This is a genomic window from Deltaproteobacteria bacterium, assembly GCA_012522415.1.
In the GTDB taxonomy this organism is placed as follows: Bacteria; Desulfobacterota; Syntrophia; order Syntrophales; family JAAYKM01; genus JAAYKM01.
The window spans coordinates 16,054-37,512 of record JAAYKM010000045.1; the positions used below are offsets into that span (position 1 = coordinate 16,054).

Annotated in this window: 17 protein-coding genes; 5 read left to right on the plus strand and 12 right to left on the minus strand. The window is 52.6% G+C overall.

Annotated elements, in window-relative coordinates:
* Positions 1 to 244: 244 nt before the first annotated feature.
* The 6 genes from GX147_04190 to GX147_04215 all read right to left on the minus strand — a co-directional run bounded on the left by GX147_04190 (position 245) and on the right by GX147_04215 (position 5,730).
* The gene (locus GX147_04190; GenBank protein NLN59898.1) at positions 245 to 796 is read right to left on the minus strand and encodes a hypothetical protein; all 552 of its coding nucleotides are present in this window, start codon (positions 794 to 796) and stop codon (positions 245 to 247) included.
* Positions 797 to 964: 168 nt separating this feature from the next.
* Positions 965 to 1,672: a C39 family peptidase gene (locus GX147_04195; protein ID NLN59899.1), complete on the minus strand. Its 708-nt coding sequence runs from the start codon at positions 1,670 to 1,672 to the stop codon at positions 965 to 967.
* Positions 1,673 to 1,758: 86 nt separating this feature from the next.
* Entirely contained in the window at positions 1,759 to 2,970 is a 1,212-nt protein-coding gene (locus GX147_04200) for a hypothetical protein (GenBank protein ID NLN59900.1), read from the minus strand.
* Positions 2,971 to 2,998: 28 nt separating this feature from the next.
* Positions 2,999 to 3,601 carry a hypothetical protein gene (locus GX147_04205; GenBank protein ID NLN59901.1) on the minus strand — a complete coding sequence of 201 codons (603 nt, stop codon included), beginning with the start codon at positions 3,599 to 3,601 and terminating at the stop codon, positions 2,999 to 3,001.
* A 40-nt stretch (positions 3,602 to 3,641) separates the two neighbouring features.
* Positions 3,642 to 4,007, minus strand: coding sequence for a hypothetical protein (locus tag GX147_04210; GenBank protein ID NLN59902.1), 366 nt, complete (start codon positions 4,005 to 4,007; stop codon positions 3,642 to 3,644).
* A 250-nt stretch (positions 4,008 to 4,257) separates the two neighbouring features.
* Positions 4,258 to 5,730 (minus strand): sigma-54-dependent Fis family transcriptional regulator, encoded by a 1,473-nt coding sequence (locus GX147_04215; protein ID NLN59903.1) that lies wholly within the window; start codon positions 5,728 to 5,730, stop codon positions 4,258 to 4,260.
* Positions 5,731 to 7,143: 1,413 nt separating this feature from the next.
* Between GX147_04215 and GX147_04220 the strand changes: the two genes are divergently transcribed.
* Together GX147_04220 and GX147_04225 are read left to right on the plus strand one after the other, a co-directional pair.
* The gene (locus GX147_04220) at positions 7,144 to 7,476 is read left to right on the plus strand and encodes a multidrug efflux SMR transporter (GenBank protein ID NLN59904.1); all 333 of its coding nucleotides are present in this window, start codon (positions 7,144 to 7,146) and stop codon (positions 7,474 to 7,476) included.
* A 254-nt stretch (positions 7,477 to 7,730) separates the two neighbouring features.
* Positions 7,731 to 8,948 (plus strand): murein transglycosylase, encoded by a 1,218-nt coding sequence (locus GX147_04225; GenBank protein ID NLN59905.1) that lies wholly within the window; start codon positions 7,731 to 7,733, stop codon positions 8,946 to 8,948.
* A 156-nt stretch (positions 8,949 to 9,104) separates the two neighbouring features.
* Here the strand turns inward: GX147_04225 and GX147_04230 are convergent, their stop codons facing one another.
* The 3 genes from GX147_04230 to GX147_04240 are packed head-to-tail and all read right to left on the minus strand — an operon-like array spanning position 9,105 to position 11,192.
* Positions 9,105 to 9,680, minus strand: coding sequence for a LemA family protein (locus GX147_04230; GenBank protein NLN59906.1), 576 nt, complete (start codon positions 9,678 to 9,680; stop codon positions 9,105 to 9,107).
* Between the two features lie 16 nt (positions 9,681 to 9,696).
* On the minus strand, positions 9,697 to 10,437 hold the full coding sequence (locus GX147_04235; GenBank protein NLN59907.1) for a hypothetical protein: 741 nt from the start codon (positions 10,435 to 10,437) through the stop codon (positions 9,697 to 9,699).
* 11 nt (positions 10,438 to 10,448) lie between these two features.
* A complete protein-coding gene (locus tag GX147_04240) occupies positions 10,449 to 11,192 on the minus strand; it encodes a TPM domain-containing protein (protein NLN59908.1) in 744 nt (247 codons plus the stop codon).
* 497 nt (positions 11,193 to 11,689) lie between these two features.
* Here GX147_04240 and mfd point away from each other — a divergent pair, with 497 nt between their 5' ends.
* From mfd to uvrA, 3 genes are all read left to right on the plus strand, one after another.
* On the plus strand, positions 11,690 to 15,289 hold the full coding sequence (gene mfd, locus GX147_04245) for a transcription-repair coupling factor (GenBank protein ID NLN59909.1): 3,600 nt from the start codon (positions 11,690 to 11,692) through the stop codon (positions 15,287 to 15,289).
* Positions 15,286 to 16,260: a hypothetical protein gene (locus GX147_04250; GenBank protein ID NLN59910.1), complete on the plus strand. Its 975-nt coding sequence runs from the start codon at positions 15,286 to 15,288 to the stop codon at positions 16,258 to 16,260. Before mfd ends, GX147_04250 begins: the two co-directional genes overlap by 4 nt.
* Before the next feature lie 107 nt (positions 16,261 to 16,367).
* Entirely contained in the window at positions 16,368 to 19,181 is a 2,814-nt protein-coding gene (gene uvrA, locus GX147_04255; protein NLN59911.1) for an excinuclease ABC subunit UvrA, read from the plus strand.
* Between the two features lie 4 nt (positions 19,182 to 19,185).
* Here the strand turns inward: uvrA and GX147_04260 are convergent, their stop codons facing one another.
* The 3 genes from GX147_04260 to GX147_04270 form a co-directional block, all read right to left on the minus strand.
* A complete protein-coding gene (locus tag GX147_04260) occupies positions 19,186 to 20,007 on the minus strand; it encodes a DUF364 domain-containing protein (protein ID NLN59912.1) in 822 nt (273 codons plus the stop codon).
* Positions 20,008 to 20,250: 243 nt separating this feature from the next.
* Positions 20,251 to 20,604: a PilZ domain-containing protein gene (locus GX147_04265; GenBank protein ID NLN59913.1), complete on the minus strand. Its 354-nt coding sequence runs from the start codon at positions 20,602 to 20,604 to the stop codon at positions 20,251 to 20,253.
* 59 nt (positions 20,605 to 20,663) lie between these two features.
* Positions 20,664 to 21,350, minus strand: a complete 687-nt coding sequence (locus tag GX147_04270; GenBank protein NLN59914.1) for a Crp/Fnr family transcriptional regulator — start codon at positions 21,348 to 21,350, stop codon at positions 20,664 to 20,666.
* Positions 21,351 to 21,459: the final 109 nt, after the last annotated feature.

Sequence of the window (21,459 nt, forward strand, 5' to 3'; positions counted from 1 at the left end):
AAGGCCGCAGCAGACAAAGCGGAATACAAGTCAGAACATGTGCCGAAAGTTCAATTCACACATAAAGAAAACGGGTTGAAGGATTGGGAAGTTAGATAAAAACTTTAACAAACCGCCATGTTCGCGGTTCTCCATAAAGCTTTTTCGAAATGATGTGGTTATGTAGCACATTCATCAGGGCATCACAATAAAAAAATGCCCCATCCCGTCCGGAATGGAGCATTTTCATCACGCCTGGCAACCCCTAGAAAGCTGGCGCCAATAGCCTCAGGCTTTCAAAGACGGCAGGCGCCTGTGATTCACTTACGTTATAGATCGTCAGGTTCAGAATCAGCCCGTTGTGAACGATGTTGTTCGATCCGGGCACCTGGTTTACCTGAAAGAGGCCCTGGCCCCCGTTGAACCCGCCCAGAATCGCCGTGGTCGTAAACTGGGGATTGTCTCCTGTCGTACTGTCGCCGGAGTTTGTTGTTCCCTCCGAAGGCGTGGGGGTATCTCCCGCCGTCAGCGTGATTTGCCCCGACTGACCGTCCTCGCCGATACCGGCTTCATACCCAATATTCGCCCACTGGTTTCCCTGGGTATCCCAGAAACCCGAAAAGGTGATGGAGAAATAGAATCCCAGGTAGCCACCCCTGAGATCCTCCATCTGTGACTCCTCGAGTGCGACCAGATCCTGCTCCCCGAGTCCGGTCCAGTCCACGGCCAAGACCGTCCCGCCGAATCCGAAAAGGGCGGCGACGATGATCAGGGCGGCGGTAATGGATCGTTTCACCATCTTTTGACTGTGAAGCATCGCCGTTCTCCTTTTATATGTTAATTAACCCGCAAAAAAGTATGAACCTGTTTTTTTATGCCCTTCTGAGCTTAAGTGAAACATCTCTTTTTGAAAAATATTCTTCGTCGCTGAACGCTTCTCAGACATGACATGTCCGGGAACTCGATACGGGCAAATTCCGTTGCTTCAAAAATTCTTTATTTCAAAAGGCGCGCTCAACATGGGCGCTCCCACGTATTTATCCTTGATTCGCCATATCTCCTCTTTGGATACGCCAAGGTCCTGCAGTTTCCCGAAATAATCCCCATTTCCAAACTGTTGTTCCTTTCCCAGCACCAGAAGAACGATACCATTCCAGCCGTCGGTAAACTCGCCGGCATTGATGGTGCGACGGCCGATGATGGGGTCGCTGATAAAAACCCGGTCCCCACGAACGCCTCGCAACACCACGAAATGGTTGAATCCTCTCAGGTTCAAGAGAACGATGGACGGCAGTTTCAATTTCTTCAGGCTGTCGAAGGACACGCGATACCCCTCCGCGCGGAACCCGCCCATCCGCTCCGTGTAGCGTTTCAGATCGAGCATGGAAAAGCCTTTCTGGGCGATCTGCTCCCGGTCGCCGTGATTCAGGATGTCCGCAATCACGTCCTCTTCCGAAACATCCTGGCCGTAGTAATACTTCAGCACGGTCGCCAAGGCTGCGGTACCGCAACTGATATCGAGCCTCTGCCGGACGATGCCTTCATAGCGCATCTCCTTCATGCTCTTGACCGGCTTTCGCAGTACCGTTCCCTGAAGACCCGCCTTGAATTCGATCATGCCGGCAACGGCGGCATTTCCTCCGAAAACAAGAACCAGGAAAGCCATCAGGATTCCTTTTGTGACAGAAAACATGGTCTCTCTCCCTGTACGTGAAACAGGGGGGAGGAGGTGGGCATCCACCCCGCTCCCCTTTTTGAAAAGATCATCAAACCAGTGAATTACCGCTCGCCACCGCCGCCGTTACCGCCGTTTTCACCGCCAGGTGTACCGGCAACCGCGGGAACATAGCAGGCTGCGAACGCATTGGCCTGCATGTTGTTGTTGCCTGCGACCACGTTGATCCCGAAGTTACCCGTCAGATTGCTCAGGGTATTCGCGGAAATCGTGGCGTTGTTCACGGTTTTCACGCTGAGCACCGGGAGCAGCACGTCCTGGTATCCGGTAAAGGTAAGATTCAGCTCCGCATCGGGAATCCTCCCCTCGAAGGCAATGCCGCCAATCGGAAGATCTCCTGTTCCTGTTTGATCATCGCGATACGGATTGAGAACAGCACCCTGAATGTTACTATCCATGTCGATATGGCCGGTCGGGTCTCCAGCGGGATGTGTGGCGCCGGTCCAGGTATCCAGATAGAAGTTGTCCACCTGATAGAGGGTAAAATTAGGCGACTCCCCGTCCCCGAAGCTCAAAGCACCGGTCACGTCAAAGCTGCTTTCGAGCCTGGTCGGTTCAAACGTGTAAGTCGGCCCGTTGAAGGTCGCGTTGTTCAGGGACTTCTGCTGCACGTAGGCCAGGGCCATGCCGACATTTGCCGGTGCTACGGCAATGGCTGTCAGGTTGGTCTGGGCGTTGTTGTTGCCCGCGGCCACGTTCATGCCAACATTACCCGTCGCTCCTTCCAGAACGCTTCCCGCGATCGTGGCGTTGTTGGCCGACCCCTCGTTCTTCGTCAGGTTTTCCATGGCCTTCTGGACGCTGAAGATCGTCGCCCGGGTAAGGGACGCATCGGCTTCGCCGGCCGCGTAGGTGGCGATGTTGCTCTGGGTGTTGCTGTTACCAGCGGCCACGTTGACGCCCAAATTTCCCGTAAAATCTTCAAACGAACTGTCCGCGATCGTGGCGTTGTTGTCCGCCTCGTAGTTGAACGTCACGTTCTTCTCGGGGAACTGGTCGTTTTTGGACACGGCTTCGACCAATCCGTAGACCGGCAGAATGCCATTGATAGCCCCCACATCGATATCCACATCGACACTGTAGGTTTCCAGCGCCAGGTTGGCGTAGGCCATCGCCTGCAGCGTCACGTCGATGTTGGCGCTCCACTGGATGTCCTTGTTGTAATCGCCCCGTCCGCCCTGATTGCCGGCCAGAACGGTCATGGGGACGACCACCAGCACCAATACCGCAAATACCACCAATAATTTCCGACTCATCTTTCAATCCTCCTTTTTTTTATTGGTACTACTGAAATTTGTAATTGATCGCCATGCTGTTCGAAACCGCGTTGGCGACCCCTGCCGACTGATTCACCTGGACAATGCCCCGACTGTTCTCGAAGGCATGATCGGAGATGATATCAGCCCTCCAAACCGCACCGTTCTCTCCTTTCAATTCCTGTGACGCGGAACCGACAACTTGTTGCAGTACAGCAGCATCGAGCGGAAGGTCCGCCCCGTACCCGATCCGGACCAGATTGGCCTCCGCCGAACCGGCGCCGGCCGCCTGATTGATGGATACGATCCCGGACGAAGATTGAAAGGCATATGCGCAGATGCAATCCATTGTCTCTCCGGGTACGTCCTCCCAGTTTCCGGTGGACTGGGAAATCACTCCCGGCTGCAGGGTGTTGCCCACATCGATCAGATGCATGTTCACCTGGGCATGGTTATCACCCGCCGCCATGTTGATCCCGATCAAACCCTGGAAATCGGTAACCGCGTTCGTCTCGATCGACGTCAGGTTAGTCAGCACTTCCAGCCCGCTGCCATGGGCCACGTTGCAGAACATCAATCCTGTAACCAGGAACAAAAAGGACAGCCGCTTTACCGTAGTCCCCCACGTCATCCAGTTTCACCTCCTTCCGTTATGACTCGATACCTTTCAACTACTTGCATCGGTTTGCCCGCAGTATTGAATAGGACGCATTGTTGGCTCCTGATCGATCGATATAATCAATATATGGGTTGCAGGTCTTCGCTTCATCCCAAAGGATGATGCGCCCCTTGCTCTGTAGACTCTCGCTTGACGCCAGCGGCACCTGCGGTTTATACCTTCCTCGGATGGCTTCCATCTGCGCGGTGCTGATCGCTTCCAAGCAGAGAACCGGCAGGACGGGTTTTCCTTCCTTCTCGCCATATATGGGGAAGAAATTAATCCCGCACCTCACCGCATTCTCTGCCTGAAGCCGGGGGACACAGAAAACCGCGATGAGAAACATCATGATAATGGCTGTAAACAGTGCTCGTTTCATAGCCCGTATTTCGCAACTGTTATGCCATTTTTTATCTACTTGTAATCAAAGAATATTTACAGAAGGTGTGATGCAGGTGTCCATAATCGTTTACACATCTGTTCACGGAACGGAAGGTCGGGTTTACAGGCTCAACCACTTCAGCAAGCCTGATTAAAACAACCCAACCCGATCGACCCGTACAGACGCTACGGTGCAGCCCTTTTCTGTAGGAGATTGAATGGATGGCTGGCGGGATTATCGGGATTATTCAAATTTGGTATTTCTTCTTCAGCTTATACATCGTGGTTCTGCTGATACGGAGCTCCCGGGCGACGCGGGAAAGATTGCCGCCGCAGGCATGAATCATTTCAATCATTTTGCTTTTCTCGGTGGCGGAACGGATATCCTCTAGCGATTGGCCATTATCCCGCTTCGGAACGAGAATCTGGCCGAGGTCGAGATTCTCCGCGGTTATCTCCTCACCATCGGATATCACGATCCCCTTCCGGATCCTGTTGATCAACTCGCGCACATTCCCCGGCCATTCATAAACGCTGATGGCCACCAGAGCCCCTTCGGAAAATCTTTTTCTCCCGCTTGAAACGGACGACTCCAGTCTGAATTTTTTCAGAAAATACTTGGCGAGAAGGAGTTTATCCTCTCCCCGTTCCCGCAGGGGGGGCAGTCTAATCGGAAAGGCGTTCAGCCGGTAAAACAGATCCTGCCGGAACTGCCCCTCCATGACGTCCCTTTCCAGGTCTCGGTTGGTCGCCGCGATAATGCGAGCATCGACCTTTCTCGACTTCTGGGACCCGATGCGCTCAAAGCTCTTGTCCTCCAAAAAACGTAGCAATTTTGCCTGCAGGGTCGCGGGCATTTCACCGATTTCATCGAGAAACAGGGTTCCCCCGTCAGCCACCTCGAATTTGCCTTTCCGAGTCTGATAGGCCCCGGTGAAGGCGCCTCGCTCATACCCGAAAAGTTCCGCTTCCAAAAGTGTTTCCGGTATGGCGGCACAGTTGAGGATCAGATACTGAGTCGAAGGGCGCATACTTCTTTCATGAACCGCCCTCGCCGCCAGCTCTTTTCCTGTTCCACTTTCTCCAAGGAGAAGAACTGGTATATCCGTAGGCGCGATTTTCCGGATCAGCGAGAAAACCGTCAACATCTGTGGACACGTACCGACATATTCCTCAACCACATGTTCGTCATCGTTTCTGAGGATCTCACGGTCAACGATTTGAAGAAGGTGGAAGTGTTCCTGGTCGGTCATTTCTTTGCTACGCCGGTCCAGACGCTCCAGAAAAGTCCTTCGGGTATGCTTGTCCACATATCCATCTGAAAAATTAAGACTCAGATGACAGCGCCCGCATTCGTCGAGATCTTCCGTGGTGGAACCGCCGCAATAAGGGCAGATTCCCTTCTCGAGTTGACCGATTTCTTTTTTGATTTGCGCCCACAAGGCTTCGACGGCGGCTTTCTCTTCATAGAAAAAAAACAGCCGTGATTTTCCTTCATCCCGCCACAGTACCCGTGCAGGAAATTCCAGATCACTGTGGTCCCCAATGAGCAAAGAAAAGCGGGTCTGTTCGTTTATTCCGTCCATCTCCCCTTCGATTAACGCACCGCCCAGGCCGATATTTGAAACGGTTACAGGACAGCGTTTTTCCTTTCCCGCTGAGGAGGTTGTAATGATTTCCGCCCGGATAGGTATTTTTACTCGCAGGTCTATTCTTGGCATTGCTTTTCCCCATTTTTGTTCGTTCCAAGAGGTACGCCATGAATAAGCCAAAAGACTCCGAAAAACTGACCCGCAGACCCAACAGCAGATTGGGTGACCTTCTTGGTAGGATTTTAATGAATCAATTTCTTCCGCTTTCTCACGCAAAAGAACCATACCGACAAGCCCGAACAAGCGGGAAATAATTCGCTAGTAACTACAATGTGTTCAGCGATCCGAAAAACCGGCATGGTCGGTTATCAAGGATTTTTGCTGCATCTACGCCAAGAGACCCCTATCCATTTTAACCGTAAGACGATTTCATTGCAAATGCAATACGGATTTTTTACTAGATAAATAACAGATTAATACTGGTGATATGCGTACTCCCTCCTCAATGCATATGGACGGGTGATCGAGGTCTCTCCGATTCTTATCCTTTTTACTTTTTACCGGAAAACAAACAGGGTGCACTCCATCACGCAACATGATCTCAGCTTCGCCAAGTCCCTATCTTCCGACGCTCTGATGAAACCGTACATTGCCGGAAAAGCAAAGCGGCTACTATCTTCTGTAATCACAGGAGCTTGCCCATTTTTTTCAATGTTGCGCCCTGATGAGGATTTTCTCTGAAATATCTTGGGAAGGCCGATGCATGGATTACGCCCCCGGCAAAACTCAAAGGCATGGATCGCACTCCCGACAGCATTTGGAGTGGCGCACGTTTCCAAAATGGCCAAAGGCCCAGATCATACCGGATGGCCCATCGGCGTCTCATGTTTTATGGAACAATCCGATGTTCTGAGCGAAGGCGATCTATGAGAAAAAAACAAAATCGTTCCCGCCGAATATGCCGCCGATTCAGGAAAATTCCTACAGAGGGGTCGGATCAAGGGGCTGCATCGCTGTCAGCGAAAATTTTCTTTTTGACTCCGAGAAGACCTGCATTGAGTTTCATCCCTTGCTTCCCCGTAAAGGGTGCTTGTGCACGGAACAGCGCATTTGCCGCAAACGGGGTAATTTATTTGCTTCTTCCATCAATTCACTTATCCCTTGACGCAAGAAAATTACGCTCCTATACTCCCAGCCGCCAAAACATAGCCGTATTTACGGTTACCGGACGGGTCCCGGGGCGCCGCCATGGCCGCAAGCCCTGCTTGTCGTAATTTTGTGTGGACCCGACGTTCCGGACTCCCTTGAAACCGTTTTCCGGGGGGGTACGGGTTTGTGAGTCCTGGAAAGGTCGCCCGGAAGAAAGAACGAAGGGGACACACCGGCGGCCGGCAAGGGCGGGCATCTCCAACGGAACCCGTATCTTTTACTTTATCGACGCCGACGATTCATTGAAGAGCCAAGGACCTGTCGAGACGGGCGGCCTGAAATAACCAACCGAACACACAGGAATTTCAACACGTGGCCGAACAAGGGGGGAAAATGAGGGAATGGTTTTTTTTGATTACGGCAATTGTTTTCGAGGTATTTGCCACCTCCACACTCAAATCCACAGAGGGGTTCTCCCGCCTGTGGCCGACTGCCTGTGTCGTAACCGGGTACACGTTGTCGTTTTATTTTTTGTCCCGCTGCCTGGAAATCATTCCGGTGGGCGTCGCTTACGCGATCTGGTCCGGCCTGGGTACGATCCTCATCGTTCTCGCTGCCTGGCTTTTTCTGGGGCAGCGTCTGGACACGGCCGCCGTTTCCGGTATTTTTCTGATCGTCGCAGGGGTCCTCGTCTTAAACCTGTTCTCTGAATCTATTGTGCATTGACGGGCACAGGGTCGGGCGCAGAGGAAATTCACCGAACGCAGCGATTCCTCCTGTTATCCCTTTTCAGTTTATGATATCAGGACATGCACTGTGAACCGCGTTTTGTCCTTTCTGCCGCACATGAAGTCCCGGATCCTTTCAGACAAGGGCTTTCCCCGCACAAAGCGACACAAACCGATCCGCAGCCTCTTCCTGTCCATGGGCAGGTTGATTTGGCGTGCCACAAAAGATTCAGAAAGGACATCAGTATCTGCATGAAAACAAGAAAAATCATTTTCATCTTTCTGGTTTGGGGGATATTTCTCAGCGGCTGCCACAGAGGTCCCATCCTGATGGAGAATATACCGAAGATACCCCAGCCCGAGCAGGCGGATTACTCAAAACCCCTTCCCCCGGGCGAACTTGCCCTACGGAAAATCACCGATCCGGCTGAAATACCGGATTTTACCGACGCCTGCCATGACCTGGCGAACTTGAAGAACTCAATCAGTAACAGTCTCAATTACCTGAAGAAACCTTCAAGCAGACGGCATTATCCCTATGGAAAGATTAGCCACCAACAAGTGGTGGAAAGCCTGGAGGCTTTCAGAGACATGATCAATGCCGGGTACGGGGAGGCCGAACTCAATTCGCTCATTCGCGAACGATTCGACGTTTACACATCTGTAGGCTGCGATGACAGGGGAACGGTGCTTTTCACCGGCTACTATACCCCGGAATTCGAAGGTTCGCGCCATGCGGATGAGCGTTTTAAATACCCCCTTTACAGTCAGCCCGATGACCTGGTGAAAGATGACGAAGGCAATACGCTTGGCCGTCGTACCGTTGACGGGCTTGTTCCTTATCCGTCCAGAGGTGAAATGGAAAACGCCGGCATGCTGAAGGGAAAAGAGATCATGTGGCTCGCCGATCCCTTTGAGGTCTACCTTGTGCAGGTACAGGGGTCGGCCAAAATCCGCCAACCCGACGGTTCCCGCGTGGGAATCGCCTATGCGGCCAGCAACGGCCATGAATACCGAAGCATCGGGCAGTTAATGATCAGGGATAGCAAGATCGCAAAAGAGAGGGTGAGCCTTTCCACCATCAGAGATTATTTCCGGTCAAATCCGGAAGAATTGCCTCATTACATCAATCAGAATCCGCGTTTCATTTTCTTCAGAATGGAGGACGGAGAGCCACGGGGCAGTATAAACGAACCGGTGATTGCTCTTCGTTCCATCGCAACGGACAAGTCGGTTTATCCACGAGCGGCCCTCGCCTTTCTCGACACCGTTTTGCCGAAAGCGCAAGGAGACAATGTGGTCCAGGCACTTTACACGGGTTTCGCTCTTGACCAGGATACAGGCGGGGCGATCAGGGCGCCGGGACGATGCGATGTCTACATGGGAGAAGGCGAGACAGCGGGCAGACTGGCCGGACAAGCGTACCGCGAGGGAAGACTGTATTATCTGTTCCTGAAATCCGAATATTGAACGTCCCTGACCGTGATCTCTTTTGAGAACCCGTCGGGGAAGAGGCGCCCTCCCTTACTTATTGCATGGCCAAGGCGGGGTATTAAAACCCCGCCTTGGCAACCCCTTCCCTTCCCCCCGTCCACGAGAGGTTGAGGGAACGCGGACAAAGGCTGGCTAAAATTTCACCTGAGGCGTCGCCTTTGTCACGTCAGGGGCCTCAAAAAAGGTGGCAGGGGCAAAATTGAAGACGCCTGCCAGAATGTTGGCCGGAAAGCTTTTGACGGCGATGTTGTAGGTTCGCACGGCATCATTGTAACGTTTGCGTTCAACCGCAATCCGGTTTTCGGTCCCCGCCAGTTCATCCTGGAGATGCATGAAATTCTGGTTGGATTTCAAATCGGGATACCGTTCCACCACCAGAAGGAGTCGACTCAACGCGGAGGTCAGCTCGTTGTTGGCACTGATCTTGTCGGAGACGCTGCCTGCACCGCCGACCTTCGACCGGGCGGTGGTCACCTCGATAAAAACATCCCTTTCCTGTTTGGCATAACCCTTTCCCGTTTCCACGAGATTGGGAATCAGGTCATAACGGCGCTGTAGCTGGTTCTCGACCTGTGACCATGCGTTTTTCACCGTCTCATCGAGAGTGATAAAATGATTATAACCAGTTTTTACAAATGAATATCCGGAAAAAATCAGAACCAGGGCAATCACTCCGGCCACAATCCAGCCCGTTTTTCCTTTCGCCATACGCCACCTCCTTTGATCAGTTTATGTCATGTTCCCATTGATCGATAAAGCGATCGAGCTTTTCGATTTCTTCAAGATACCGAGCGAAAAGGGATACCATCTCCTTTTTATCATATTTCACGGTTCCCTTCTTTACCGCGAAAGAGCGGTCAAACACATCGCCGACAATCCCAGCCAGTTCGCAGGCCTCACGTATCACCTGCTGCCGGTTGGAGGGCAATGGTTTCCCTTTTGAATAAATGATTGCCGTAAACAGGGAAAGAATCGCCACCAGGGAATTGCTCATCAACTCCTCAAATTTTCTCGGACGCCCTTCCGGTTCCACATACCCTTGCCTCAGATGAAGCAACTTTCCCTTGATCTCGCGTTCCAGTTGAAGCCTCATGCAGGTGCGGCCAAAAGAAAGGGGGGACAGGATGTCCTCGCCATAAACCAGAACATGATGTGTCTGTATGGTCAGAAACTCTATCGGATAAACGTCGAGGGCGCTTTCGAGAAACGGTTTCGTCATGATAAGGGGCGTTGCGATCCCTCTTTTTCTCCATCGACGGATCATGTCATGGAGGCCGTCCAACCTCTTCATTCCCTCGGCGGCGATGATCACCAGAAAATCGAGATCCGTCTTGCCAGGTATGTAGCCGTCGGCCGCTCCACTGCCATACAGCAGTATGGCGATCAGGTCCTCTCCAAAAATCTGCTTAAGATGAACGGTCATTTCCGGAAAAACATCTTCCGGCTTCTTGGGTATTTTTGACATGCCTTTTTCCCTTAAAAACCGCGGCCGGCACCACCGCCGCCACTCGCTCCACCACCGAAACCACCGTAGCCCCCGCCGAAGCCGCCAAATCCCCCGCCCCCTCCTCTTCGTCCGCCGCTGAGCAAGAGAATCATCAGGTAAGGCAGCATCGCCCGGCCCTGCCTTGTTCCCAGAAGGGCGATGATAAGGAGAAACAAAATGATCGGGGGTAAAATATTCCCCCGTGCACTATGACTGCCGGGAGACATCGTCTTGGCCGACGGGTTTCCTGTGAGGGTCACACCCGCATCCCTGGCCACCACCCGCGCAATAACTGAAACGGCATTCTCCATTCCTGTTCCGTAATCTCCTTCTTTCAAGGCGGGAATCACGAAGCGATCCAGGATTTTTCCGACCAGGCCGTCCGGCAAAATGCCCTCCACGCCGTAACCCGTTTCGATCCGGATTTGTCTTTCCTGAACGGCAAGAAGAATCAGGATCCCCTTGTCTTCGCCTTTTTTCCCGATCCCCCATGCCTGATAGAGTTCATTGGCGTACATGGCGGGTTCATTGTCTCCCGTGTCCTCGACCGTTGCTACCACTATGGCCGTTCCGGTCTTCTCGAGCACTTCCTGTGACAAACGGTTCATTCGTTCCTCCGAATCCGCCGGGATGATGCCGGCAAAGTCATTAACCGGACCCACGGCGGCAGGAAACGAGGGAAGCGCCTCGCAACAGGAAGAGGAAATCAAAGAAAAAAGGACCATAACAGTCACAAGCGGACTTATCGTCCCTCTGAAACGAAATCCGCAATGTTTGAATTGGTTCATCGTCCGCCTCATGATGGTGAACAACCGCAATTCCTTTCCTCCGAAAAAGAAAAACTCCCCCTGTTGGACGGATATTCTATACAATGAGGGGTAGGCGGCGGCAAGGGAAACCTTGATCCCTTCGACAACGATGACGATTTAGATCTTGAATTTATTTCGTTTGTATTATAGCAACCTCGCAGAATCATCTTAACCGAAAAGCCAAGAAGATTTATCCCCTGGCAAAACAAGACCATATTGTGATTCCAATGATATCTCCAATTCGCAAAACCATGAAGAACAGATCTCTTGCAGGCATCCATCCAGTCCTCAGCAAAACGGAATCCGTCGTCATCGGGGTGGAGGGGGCCAAAACAGACCGAAACGGCCTTCATAACGAAAAGGATTCCTTTTTACAACATACCGGAAAAATATCCCGTACCGGGTTGCAGTCGGTGTGATTTGTGAGAAAGATCGTCAAACAAAGACCGTTTCCGACACATTCCGTTCTCGGGATTCTTCACGAACGTCTGCGATCTCAATCTGAAATCATTTTGACGGGACTCCAAGGCGCATCCTCCAGCCTGCTCGCTTCTATCCTTCTTGCATCGCAGAACGAAACCGTCATCGCCGTTTTACCGACGGAAAGGGAAGCCCGGAACTTTTACCGCGACTGCCAGGCATTCTCCAACGAAACAGACGTTCTGCCATACCCGGCCTGGAATATTCTGGCGGCCGATTTCTTCACCATTCAAAGGGACATCGAATTATCACGCGCCCATACCCTCTCAGCCTTGCTGACTGAACAGCCATACCTGGTGATCACGTGTCTGTCCGCCCTGATGCAAAAGATCATCCCCCGAAACGTTTTCACAGACTATACCAGGGTCCTTTCCCTTGGTGACATGCTGGACAGAGACCACCTGAGCCGGCATCTCGCCAAGGGGGGATACACGAAACGAACCCTCGTCGAGACCAAGGGTGAATTCAGCGCCAGGGGAAATATCATCGATGTTTATCCTCCCAACGCGGCTCATCCGTTCCGCATTGAATTGATGGGGGACGAAGTGGAATCCATCCGTCCATTTGACCCGGCCTCACAGCGTTCCTCCCATGAAGTGATGGATCTGCAGATCATTCCCGCACGCGAACTGGTTTTGAATGACCGGAGAAAACGAGAGGCTATCCGCAATATCCGCATCCGTGCAAACACCCTCGAACTGCCCAGACAGATCAGGGATAATTTAACCGAAACAGTCGAACAAGATATGCTTTCGTCCCTGAATCCGATGTACCTCTCTCTTTTTTACGCTACGAAAGACAATCCTGCGGAGCCTGACGAGTCCGGACATCCTCTGGATACCTTCTTCGATTACTGTTCCGGGCGCGAACTTTTTTTTATCGACCATGCATCATCACTGGAACGATCCTTCAGGGAAATTGAGAACACGGTCAACCGCCTTGTTTTCCAGGCACGCCAGGAAAACAAGTTTTTTGTCGAAGCGGAATCCTTCTATCTTGCACCGCCAGACCTGATAAAATTGATGTCTTCTTTCCGACAGATACGGCACGAAACACTGCGTATCGATACGGGTCCGTTTTCCGCAACAGACCCGGGCACATCTTCCCATCTGCTGTTTCAAACGGAAAAAACGGGGCTTCTGAAGAAAGACGGCCCTTTTGCGGCGGAAGGTCTGCTTGCTCCACTCGTAGAGATTATCCGGGAAAACCTCGGAGACGGTTATCTGGTCGTATTTTTGTGCCCGGGAAAAGAAGAGTTGGCCCGGATGGCCCATCTGGTGGAAGGGTACGGTCTCATCCCCGAGGCGAAAGATCCGGCAATCCCCTTTCTTGATCTGGTTATGAACCATCGTCCCCCCGGACGACTGGTCCTGATGGAGGGAAAGGCGTCCGGGGGCTTCCTTTTTCCGGAACTGCATCTGGTCGTCATATCGGAGGAGGATATTTTCGGCCGCAAGCAAGCCAAACGCTTGGCCAGACCGTCCAGAGAAGGCTATTTTCTCAGGTCATTCGGCGAACTCACGGAAGGGGATTTCATCGTACACAAAGAACATGGTATCGGTATCTACCGGGGACTGCAGAAAATGTCCGTCGCGGAAATTGAGAACGACTTTCTCCTGATTGAATACGCTGAACAAGACCGGCTCTATATTCCAGTCGACCGCCTGGATCAGATCCAGCGCTATATCGGTCCGGACGGATATACGCCCAGGCTGGAACGTCTGGGTGGTGCCTCCTGGGAAACAGTCAAGGAGCGGGTCAGGAAATCAATCCGGGATATCGCGGAAGAACTTGTCTCCATCTATGCCGCCCGCGAGGTGGTAGAGAGACCATCGTTTTCTCCACCAGACCGGCTTTACGAGGAATTTTGCGCCGCCTTCGAATACGAGGAAACACCTGACCAGATCCGGGCCATAGAAGATATCCACGGTGATATGGCCCAGGAGAAACCGATGGACCGCCTGATTTGCGGCGATGCGGGTTTCGGCAAAACGGAAGTGGCTCTTCGGGCCTCTTTCCGGGCGGCCATGGACGGACGCCAGGTCGCCGTTCTCGTACCAACCACCATCCTTGCCGAACAGCATTACCAGACTTTTATCCGCCGGCTCAAGGATTATCCCCTGCGTGTCGAAGTCCTGAACCGCCTGAAAACCAGGAAAGAACAGGAGGCCATCGTCAAGGCGGTCAACCGGGGCACCGTGGATATCATCATCGGCACACATCGAATTCTTCAAAAAGACCTGACGTTTCGGGATCTTGGCCTGGTTATCGTTGATGAAGAACAGCGTTTTGGCGTCACCCACAAGGAACGGCTAAAAAAAATACGCACCCTTGTGGATGTTCTGACCCTGTCGGCCACGCCGATTCCACGGACACTGCACCTTTCCCTGGTTGGTATTCGTGACCTGAGCATCATCAACAGCCCACCTGAAAACCGCCAGCCCATTCGAACCCATGTCCTTGAGTTCAATGAGGATACGATACGAGAAGCCATAGGCCAGGAACTGAACCGCCGGGGCCAGGTTTTTTTCCTTCACGACCGGATCCGGTCGATCTTCAGCATGGCCCGGTTTCTGGAAAATCTGGTGCCTGAAGCGAACATCGGTGTTGTCCACGGCCGGATGAAACCCGGGGAAATTGAAAAAACCATGGCAACTTTTATCAAAGGAGATCTGGACATTCTCGTGTGCACGACCATTGTGGCCTCCGGCGTCGATATCCCCTCAGCCAACACGATGATCATCAACCGGGCGGATCGTCTGGGCCTCTCCCAGCTCTACCAAATCCGGGGCCGGGTCGGGCGTTCCGGAGAGGAATCCTACGCCTACCTGCTCATCCCACGGGGAGCCATGCTTTCACGGGAGGCGCAGAAACGTCTCCAGACACTTATGGATTTTTCCGAACCCGGTTCAGGATTCCGTATCGCCTCTAACGACCTTGAGATCCGGGGAACCGGTAATCTGCTGGGCACCTCCCAGTCGGGTCACGTCTCCGCCGTCGGCTACGAACTCTATACGGAGCTCATGGAAAAAACGATTCGCGAACTGAAGGGTGAACAATTCCCCCAAGAAGAGATCCGGGTGGAAATCCACCTGGGTGTTCCTGCCTATATTCCCGAGGATTACATGGAAGACGAACACCGTCGCCTGCTTACTTATAAACGTATATCTCTTGCCCGGACTCAGGAAGAAATCCGCGAAATCCGTGATGAACTTACAGACTGCTATGGCTTTATTCCACCGGAACTGGACAATCTCCTCCGGACAATACCCCTGCGCTATCGGCTGGAAACCCTGAAGAGTCATAAAATGACCTGTGGTGATCATTACATGACCGTTCAGTTCAGCCCCGATAGTCCCGTGGATCCGGCTCGGATTCTTTTACTTTCCCAGACAAAAATAAAAGGAACGAAGTTGACGCCGGAGCTGAAATTGTATATTCCATTACCCAGGTCGGAAGATGGGGATCGCATCCGGTTCGCCGAAACGGTGCTGGATGTTCTTATTCCGCAACCAGGTTCTGCAACCAAGGAGGAAAAATGAAACCGACAAGATTTCGGGCAGGGTTTTTAACCATCCTGACGCTTTCGTTGCTCGGATGGCCCGTTCAGGCTGTGATCGTCGACCGCATCGTCGCCATTGTCAACGACACCCTCATCACCCAGTCGGATGTCAATGCCGCATTCGATCCGATACGCAAAAAAATCGAGGAGCAAATGACCGGCCTGGAAAAAGACGCTATGTTGGAAAAGGCCCGGCAAAACCTTCTCAACCGAATGATCGATGATATCCTGATCGAACAGGAGGCGGCCAAACTGGACATCGACATATCGGATGAGGAGGTGATGGGGACGATTGAGAGCATCCTCTCCAAGAGGGATCTCACGATATACGCATTTGAAAGGGTTCTTGAAAAAGAGGGGTTATCCCTGGAAGGATATAAGCAGGATATCAGGCAGCAGATGATACGTTCCCGCGTTGTGCGCCGGGCCTTAAGAACGGCAATATCCGTAACGGACGAAGAAATAGGCCAGTACTATGCCCGGCATCGCTCGGAATATGAGGGGGAAGAAGCCGTCCGAATCAAGCAAATAGTCCTTTTGTTCCCTGAAGAGCCCGGTGGCGACACGAAGAAGGAAATGCAAGCGGAAATGAGTGCAATTCTCGAACGTTTGAAAGCCGGAGAATCCTTTGACAAAATGGCGGCACAATTCTCTCATGGGCCGACAGCCAAACAGGGTGGCGATATCGGATTTGTCGGCAAGGGTATCATGACGCCGGAACTGGAACAGGCCGCCTTTTCTCTGGAACCGGGCCAGGTGAGCGATGTCATCGAATCGCCGACAGGCCTTGCGATCATTACCGTAACGGATAAACGGGGCAATGGAGCCATAATGGGTGAATCCCTTCGTGATGAGATCAAGAACAGAATCATGGAAACGAAGATGGATAAAAAAATCGATGAATGGATCGCTGATCTGCGAAAAAAAGCTCACATTTCCATTAAAGATTAGTACGGGTGCCGTCAATCGACCCGTTTCGCCCGACATCGCTTTTCTCAGGACAAACCCGATGCCCCGCTATTTCCCCGGGGCATCCCTTTTTATAGTGATTTTTCATCATGAACTGTATTCGCATCAAAGGGGCCGCACAGCACAATCTGAAACATTTGAACCTGGAAATCCCCAAGGATAAATTGGTGATCATTACCGGACTGAGTGGCTCCGGGAAATCATCTCTCGCTTTCGATACGCTATATGCAGAAGGACAGAGGCGCTATGTCGAATCTCTGTCCACCTACGCCAGGCAATTCATCGGCCAGATGGACAAGGCCGAGTTCGACTCCATTGAGGGTTTGTCGCCAGCCATTGCCATCGAACAGAGATCGGCCAGCCAGAATCCCCGCTCCACCGTGGGCACGGTAACGGAAATTTACGACTATCTGCGTCTTCTTTACGCCCGCATCGGCGTTCCCCACTGTTATCAGTGCGGACGAGAAATTCAGTCCCAGACGATCGATATGATGGTGGAAACAATCCTGAGCTTACCGGAGAAAAGCAGACTGACGATTTTTTCTCCGATAATTCAAGGGAAAAAAGGTGAGTTTCAGAAGGAATTCAAAAAGCTCCTGAAAGATGGTTTTGTCCGGGTCCGTGTCGATGGTGAAGTCCGGGAACTGGCCGATGGTATCGCCTTGGAAAAGCAGAATCGCCATGATGTTGATGTGGTCATCGATCGGCTGGTTATGAGGGAGGGCATTCGGCAACGACTGAGGGACTCCCTGGAAACGGCCTCCAGGCTTTCCGACGGCCTGGTTCGCATCGACCTCGCTGAAGGCGAGGAATTGCTGTTCAGTGAACGTTACGCCTGCCCGACCTGTGGAACCAGTATGCCCGAACTCGCTCCCCGCATGTTTTCCTTCAACAGTCCTTACGGCGCCTGTCCCGAATGCGGCGGGCTGGGAACACAGATTTTTTTTGACGAAGACCGCATCGTGCCCGATCCCGATCTTTCGCTTCGTGAAGGTGCAATCGCTCCCTGGGCCGGGCGCAACTCCATGCCTCACCACCAAATGCTCGAGGCTTTGACCCGTCATTACGATTTTGACATCAACATGGCCTTCGGCCAATTGCCGGAAGGTATCAGGGAAGTACTCTTGAGGGGATCCGGCAGGGATAAAATCCAGTTTTATCTGGACCGCCGGGGACGACGCCTCTTCTACGAGAAACCTTTTGAAGGCGTCATCGCCGAACTGAACCGGCGCTACCGGGAAACCACGTCCAGTGCCGTTCGAATGGACCTTAACCGTTATATCAATTCAAGGGACTGTTCCCTCTGCCGGGGAGCAAGACTGAAGAAAGAGAGTCTGGCTGTGACGGTAGGGGGTAAAAACCTCTTCGATCTGTGCAGCCTTTCCATTCGTGAGGTCGCCCGTTTTCTGAAGACGATTCGCCTTTCCGCGCAGGAACAGCTCATTACGGAAAAGATTTTGAAAGAAATCGGGGAACGGCTCCATTTTCTCATCGACGTGGGAGTGGATTACCTGAATCTGGCGCGGTCCGCCGGAACCCTGTCGGGAGGCGAAATGCAGCGGTTACGACTGGCCTCTCAAATAGGCTCCGGCCTTGTCGGAGTCCTCTACATACTGGACGAACCGACGATTGGCCTGCATCAACGGGATACGGAGCGTCTTATTCTCAGTTTGAAAAAATTGCGCGATATGGGCAATACGGTGCTGGTCGTTGAACATGACCGGGACATGATGATTGCCTCGAATCAGATCATCGACATGGGACCCGGTGCGGGCCTGCAAGGGGGCCATGTCGTATTCCAGGGTACCCCGGAGGAGATTCTCCATTGTTCGGATTCCCTGACAGGGCTCTACCTGTCAGGGGAAAAAGGCATTGCGGTGCCGGCCAAGCGGCGGACAGCCGGAGAGAAACGCATTCTCATCGAGGGTGCCCGGGAAAACAACCTTAAGAATATCGACATCTCCATCCCCGCTGGTCTGTTTACCGCGGTAACGGGTGTCTCCGGTTCGGGCAAGAGCACCTTGATCATCGAAACCCTCTACAAAGTTATGGCCCGCCGTTTGGCCGGGGAAAGAGGGGGGGGGATAAAAATCAGGCATCTTGCCGACCTGGGTGGTGTCGAGCGGGTCATCCTCATCAACCAGCAACCGATCGGCAGAACGCCACGCTCCAACCCGATTACCTATACGGGCATCTTTTCCCATATCCGGGATCTTTTTGGCCGGCTACCCGAATCTCGGGTTCGGGGCTACAAACCGGGGCGCTTCAGCTTTAACGTCAAGGGCGGCCGTTGCGAAGCCTGCGAGGGCAACGGCCTAATCAAGATTGAAATGCATTTTCTGCCCGATGTGTACGTCCTCTGCGAAACCTGCCGGGGAAAGCGTTTCAACGAGGATACAATGGAGATACGCTACAAGGATAAAAATATTGCCGATATTCTCGATATGACCGTTAGCCAGGCCATCCCTTTTTTTGAAAACATCCCCGTCATCCGAACGAAACTTCAGTTCCTCTTCGACGTCGGCCTGGGTTATATCCGCCTGGGGCAATCGGCCACGACACTCTCCGGTGGAGAGGCCCAGCGGATCAAGTTGTCCCGCGAACTGGGTAAGCGTATCAACAGCAACACCCTATATATCCTGGATGAACCCACCATCGGCCTCCATTTCGCCGATATCCAGAAGCTTTTGGATATCCTCATGCGCCTCGTCGATATGGGCAACACGGTGGTTGTCATCGAACACAATCTCGATGTAATCAAATGCGCCGACCATATCATTGAATTGGGTCCCGAGGGAGGACCCGGGGGTGGCGAAATAATCGCCACGGGCACACCCGAAGAAATCGCCCGTCAATCCACATGTCCCACCAGCCGTTTTCTCCGGGACATACTGGGTCTTTAACGGTTCACTTCCGAACCAAGACAATCCGTTCCGCCAGATCATCGAAAATGTGATATCCCGATCCCCCCGCAGCCAGCACGTCAAGCAGTTCATCCGGACGCCTCACCCAAATCCCTCCGATCACCCGGACACCCCTGGAAAAGAGCGGCCCCGGGAGCATTCCCGCCGTGGGTCCCATGACACAGATATCCGCTTCTTTCCTCGCTTTCCGGAGAATGCCTTCCAGGGTGTGATTGAACAGAGTAACACCGGTGACGACCAGAACATCAGCACCACTTATGACCTCGTCGGCCTGTGAAGCCGGCACAAAATGGTCCATTTCCTCCTCGCGCAAGGTCCGGGGATCCTGCTCGACGACCCACCATGTTCCCCCCCGCCTTTTCAACTTCTGCATAACCGGCACCAAGGCGCCGATGACCGCCACCTTTTGATCCGGCTTCATCTCGATCAGATCCTGGGCATCCGTATTTCTTATTATTTCATAATCGTCCGGCACATTCCGGCTCCAGTACTCGGCCGACAGGGCATTCAGCGCCGCAATGCCCATCGCCCGACGCAGGGGCTCCCGGGAATCCAGGTCATCCAGAAGACTTAACACCCCGGTACCCTGGATTTTTCTGGGATCACGGATTCTGCCAGCGGAACTCGGACAACATACGGCCTCAGGCACCTCCTTCACCGGGGTGAAACAAAGCCCTCCTGCACCGGTCGAAAGTTTTATCCCCGTAAAGAAAACCCCAACTGCAACCCTCTCCACAATCGCCTCTTCCGCGATAAGGCCCAAACCCGCCAGGATCTCCTGCCTTGCTTCGAACAGAATACCCATAATCACGCCTCCTTTTGCGTTTTTTTGAATCATGACATGGTTCAGCATGCAAATGCATTGACTTAAGTCAAACGGCCCCACGTATCCAAAACAGACAGGGGAGACAGGACGGGGTGCATGCAAGGGAATGTAATGTTTCGACCGGGAAAAACCAATGGGTGGGGCTGACAGATCTGGCTATGTTTTTGTTTGAATCCCGCACGCCGAAGAGGGGCACTCCGAATGCCCGTCCCGAGGCTCCCTTTACTTAAATGCGGGGGTGACGATCTCCTGACCAATGTGTTCGGCATCGTTTGTGTTAAATTCCATGATGCGTTTGAGGTGAAAAAAGCTTTCCTCGTCCATGGAGGTAAAACTGATTGCCGTTTCTTCTTCACCTACCCTCAAGATCTTGCCGGCAAGGCTGATTTGGACGTCCTCGCTCAACTTGATATCGACCGTGCAGAAAGCGTTTTGTTGAAAAAAAGATGCGGTGACGCATAGAACGCCTGTTAGGCTGAGATTGATCATGTCCACCCGATGCTCCGCCTTATCGCATCGGACCCTCATTTCAAACTGGACCGGAACTCGGGTGCGTTTTCTTCTCTCGCTGCTCATGGTCCTTCCCCGGCATCATGGTTTTGTTCGGTAACTTTCGCATGGTTGACGGCACATTTTCAGGATACCCTGATCTCTCCGTCGGCAATTTTCTGTAGAGCGGATTTGTCCAGAATCCTGACACGGGATCCTTCACTTTTCAAAATCCCCAGACGGGTCATCCTCGTCAGGATTCTGGATAATGTTTCCGGTATCGTCCCCAGCAGGGCCGCCAATTGCCCTTTGCTGACCTCCAATACCAGCTCTTCCTGATCAGGAGACTTTTGACTATGCAAGAGCAGGTACGTCGATAGCCGTCCGGGAACTTCTTTCAGAGACAGGTCTTCGATCAAAAGGGTGAACCGCTTCAGGCGCAAGGACAACACGGCCAGCATATTCAGGGCAAGGGCGGGATCCTTCCTGATGATCCCTATGAAGGCGTCCCGGGGAATAAACAAACAAGTCGTGTCCATATTGGCCTTGGCATTTGCCGGGAAACCCTGTCCCGTAAAAACGGAGGCTTCGCCGAACACTTCGCCGGAACCAAACAAATGAAGAATCTGTTCTTTTCCTTCAGCGGAAACCTTATAGACCCTTACCTGACCCGCTTTAACGATATAAAAGCCGCGTCCCTCATCACCCTCCAGAAAAATGACCTCACCACGACGGTATAAGCGCTGTTGCACAATATTCGCGATGTTAAAAAGTTGACTGCGTTCCAGCCCCTCAAAAAGGGGGATCGTCTTGATGTCTCCCAAATCGTCCATGATTTTCAGAATAGGGGCTTTAACACCGTCTGTCAAAGAGTATTTGCCAGTACGGTATTTCGCGGATTGCCGCCTCTGATTCATTGTCCCATGAAGGAGCGAACATCGG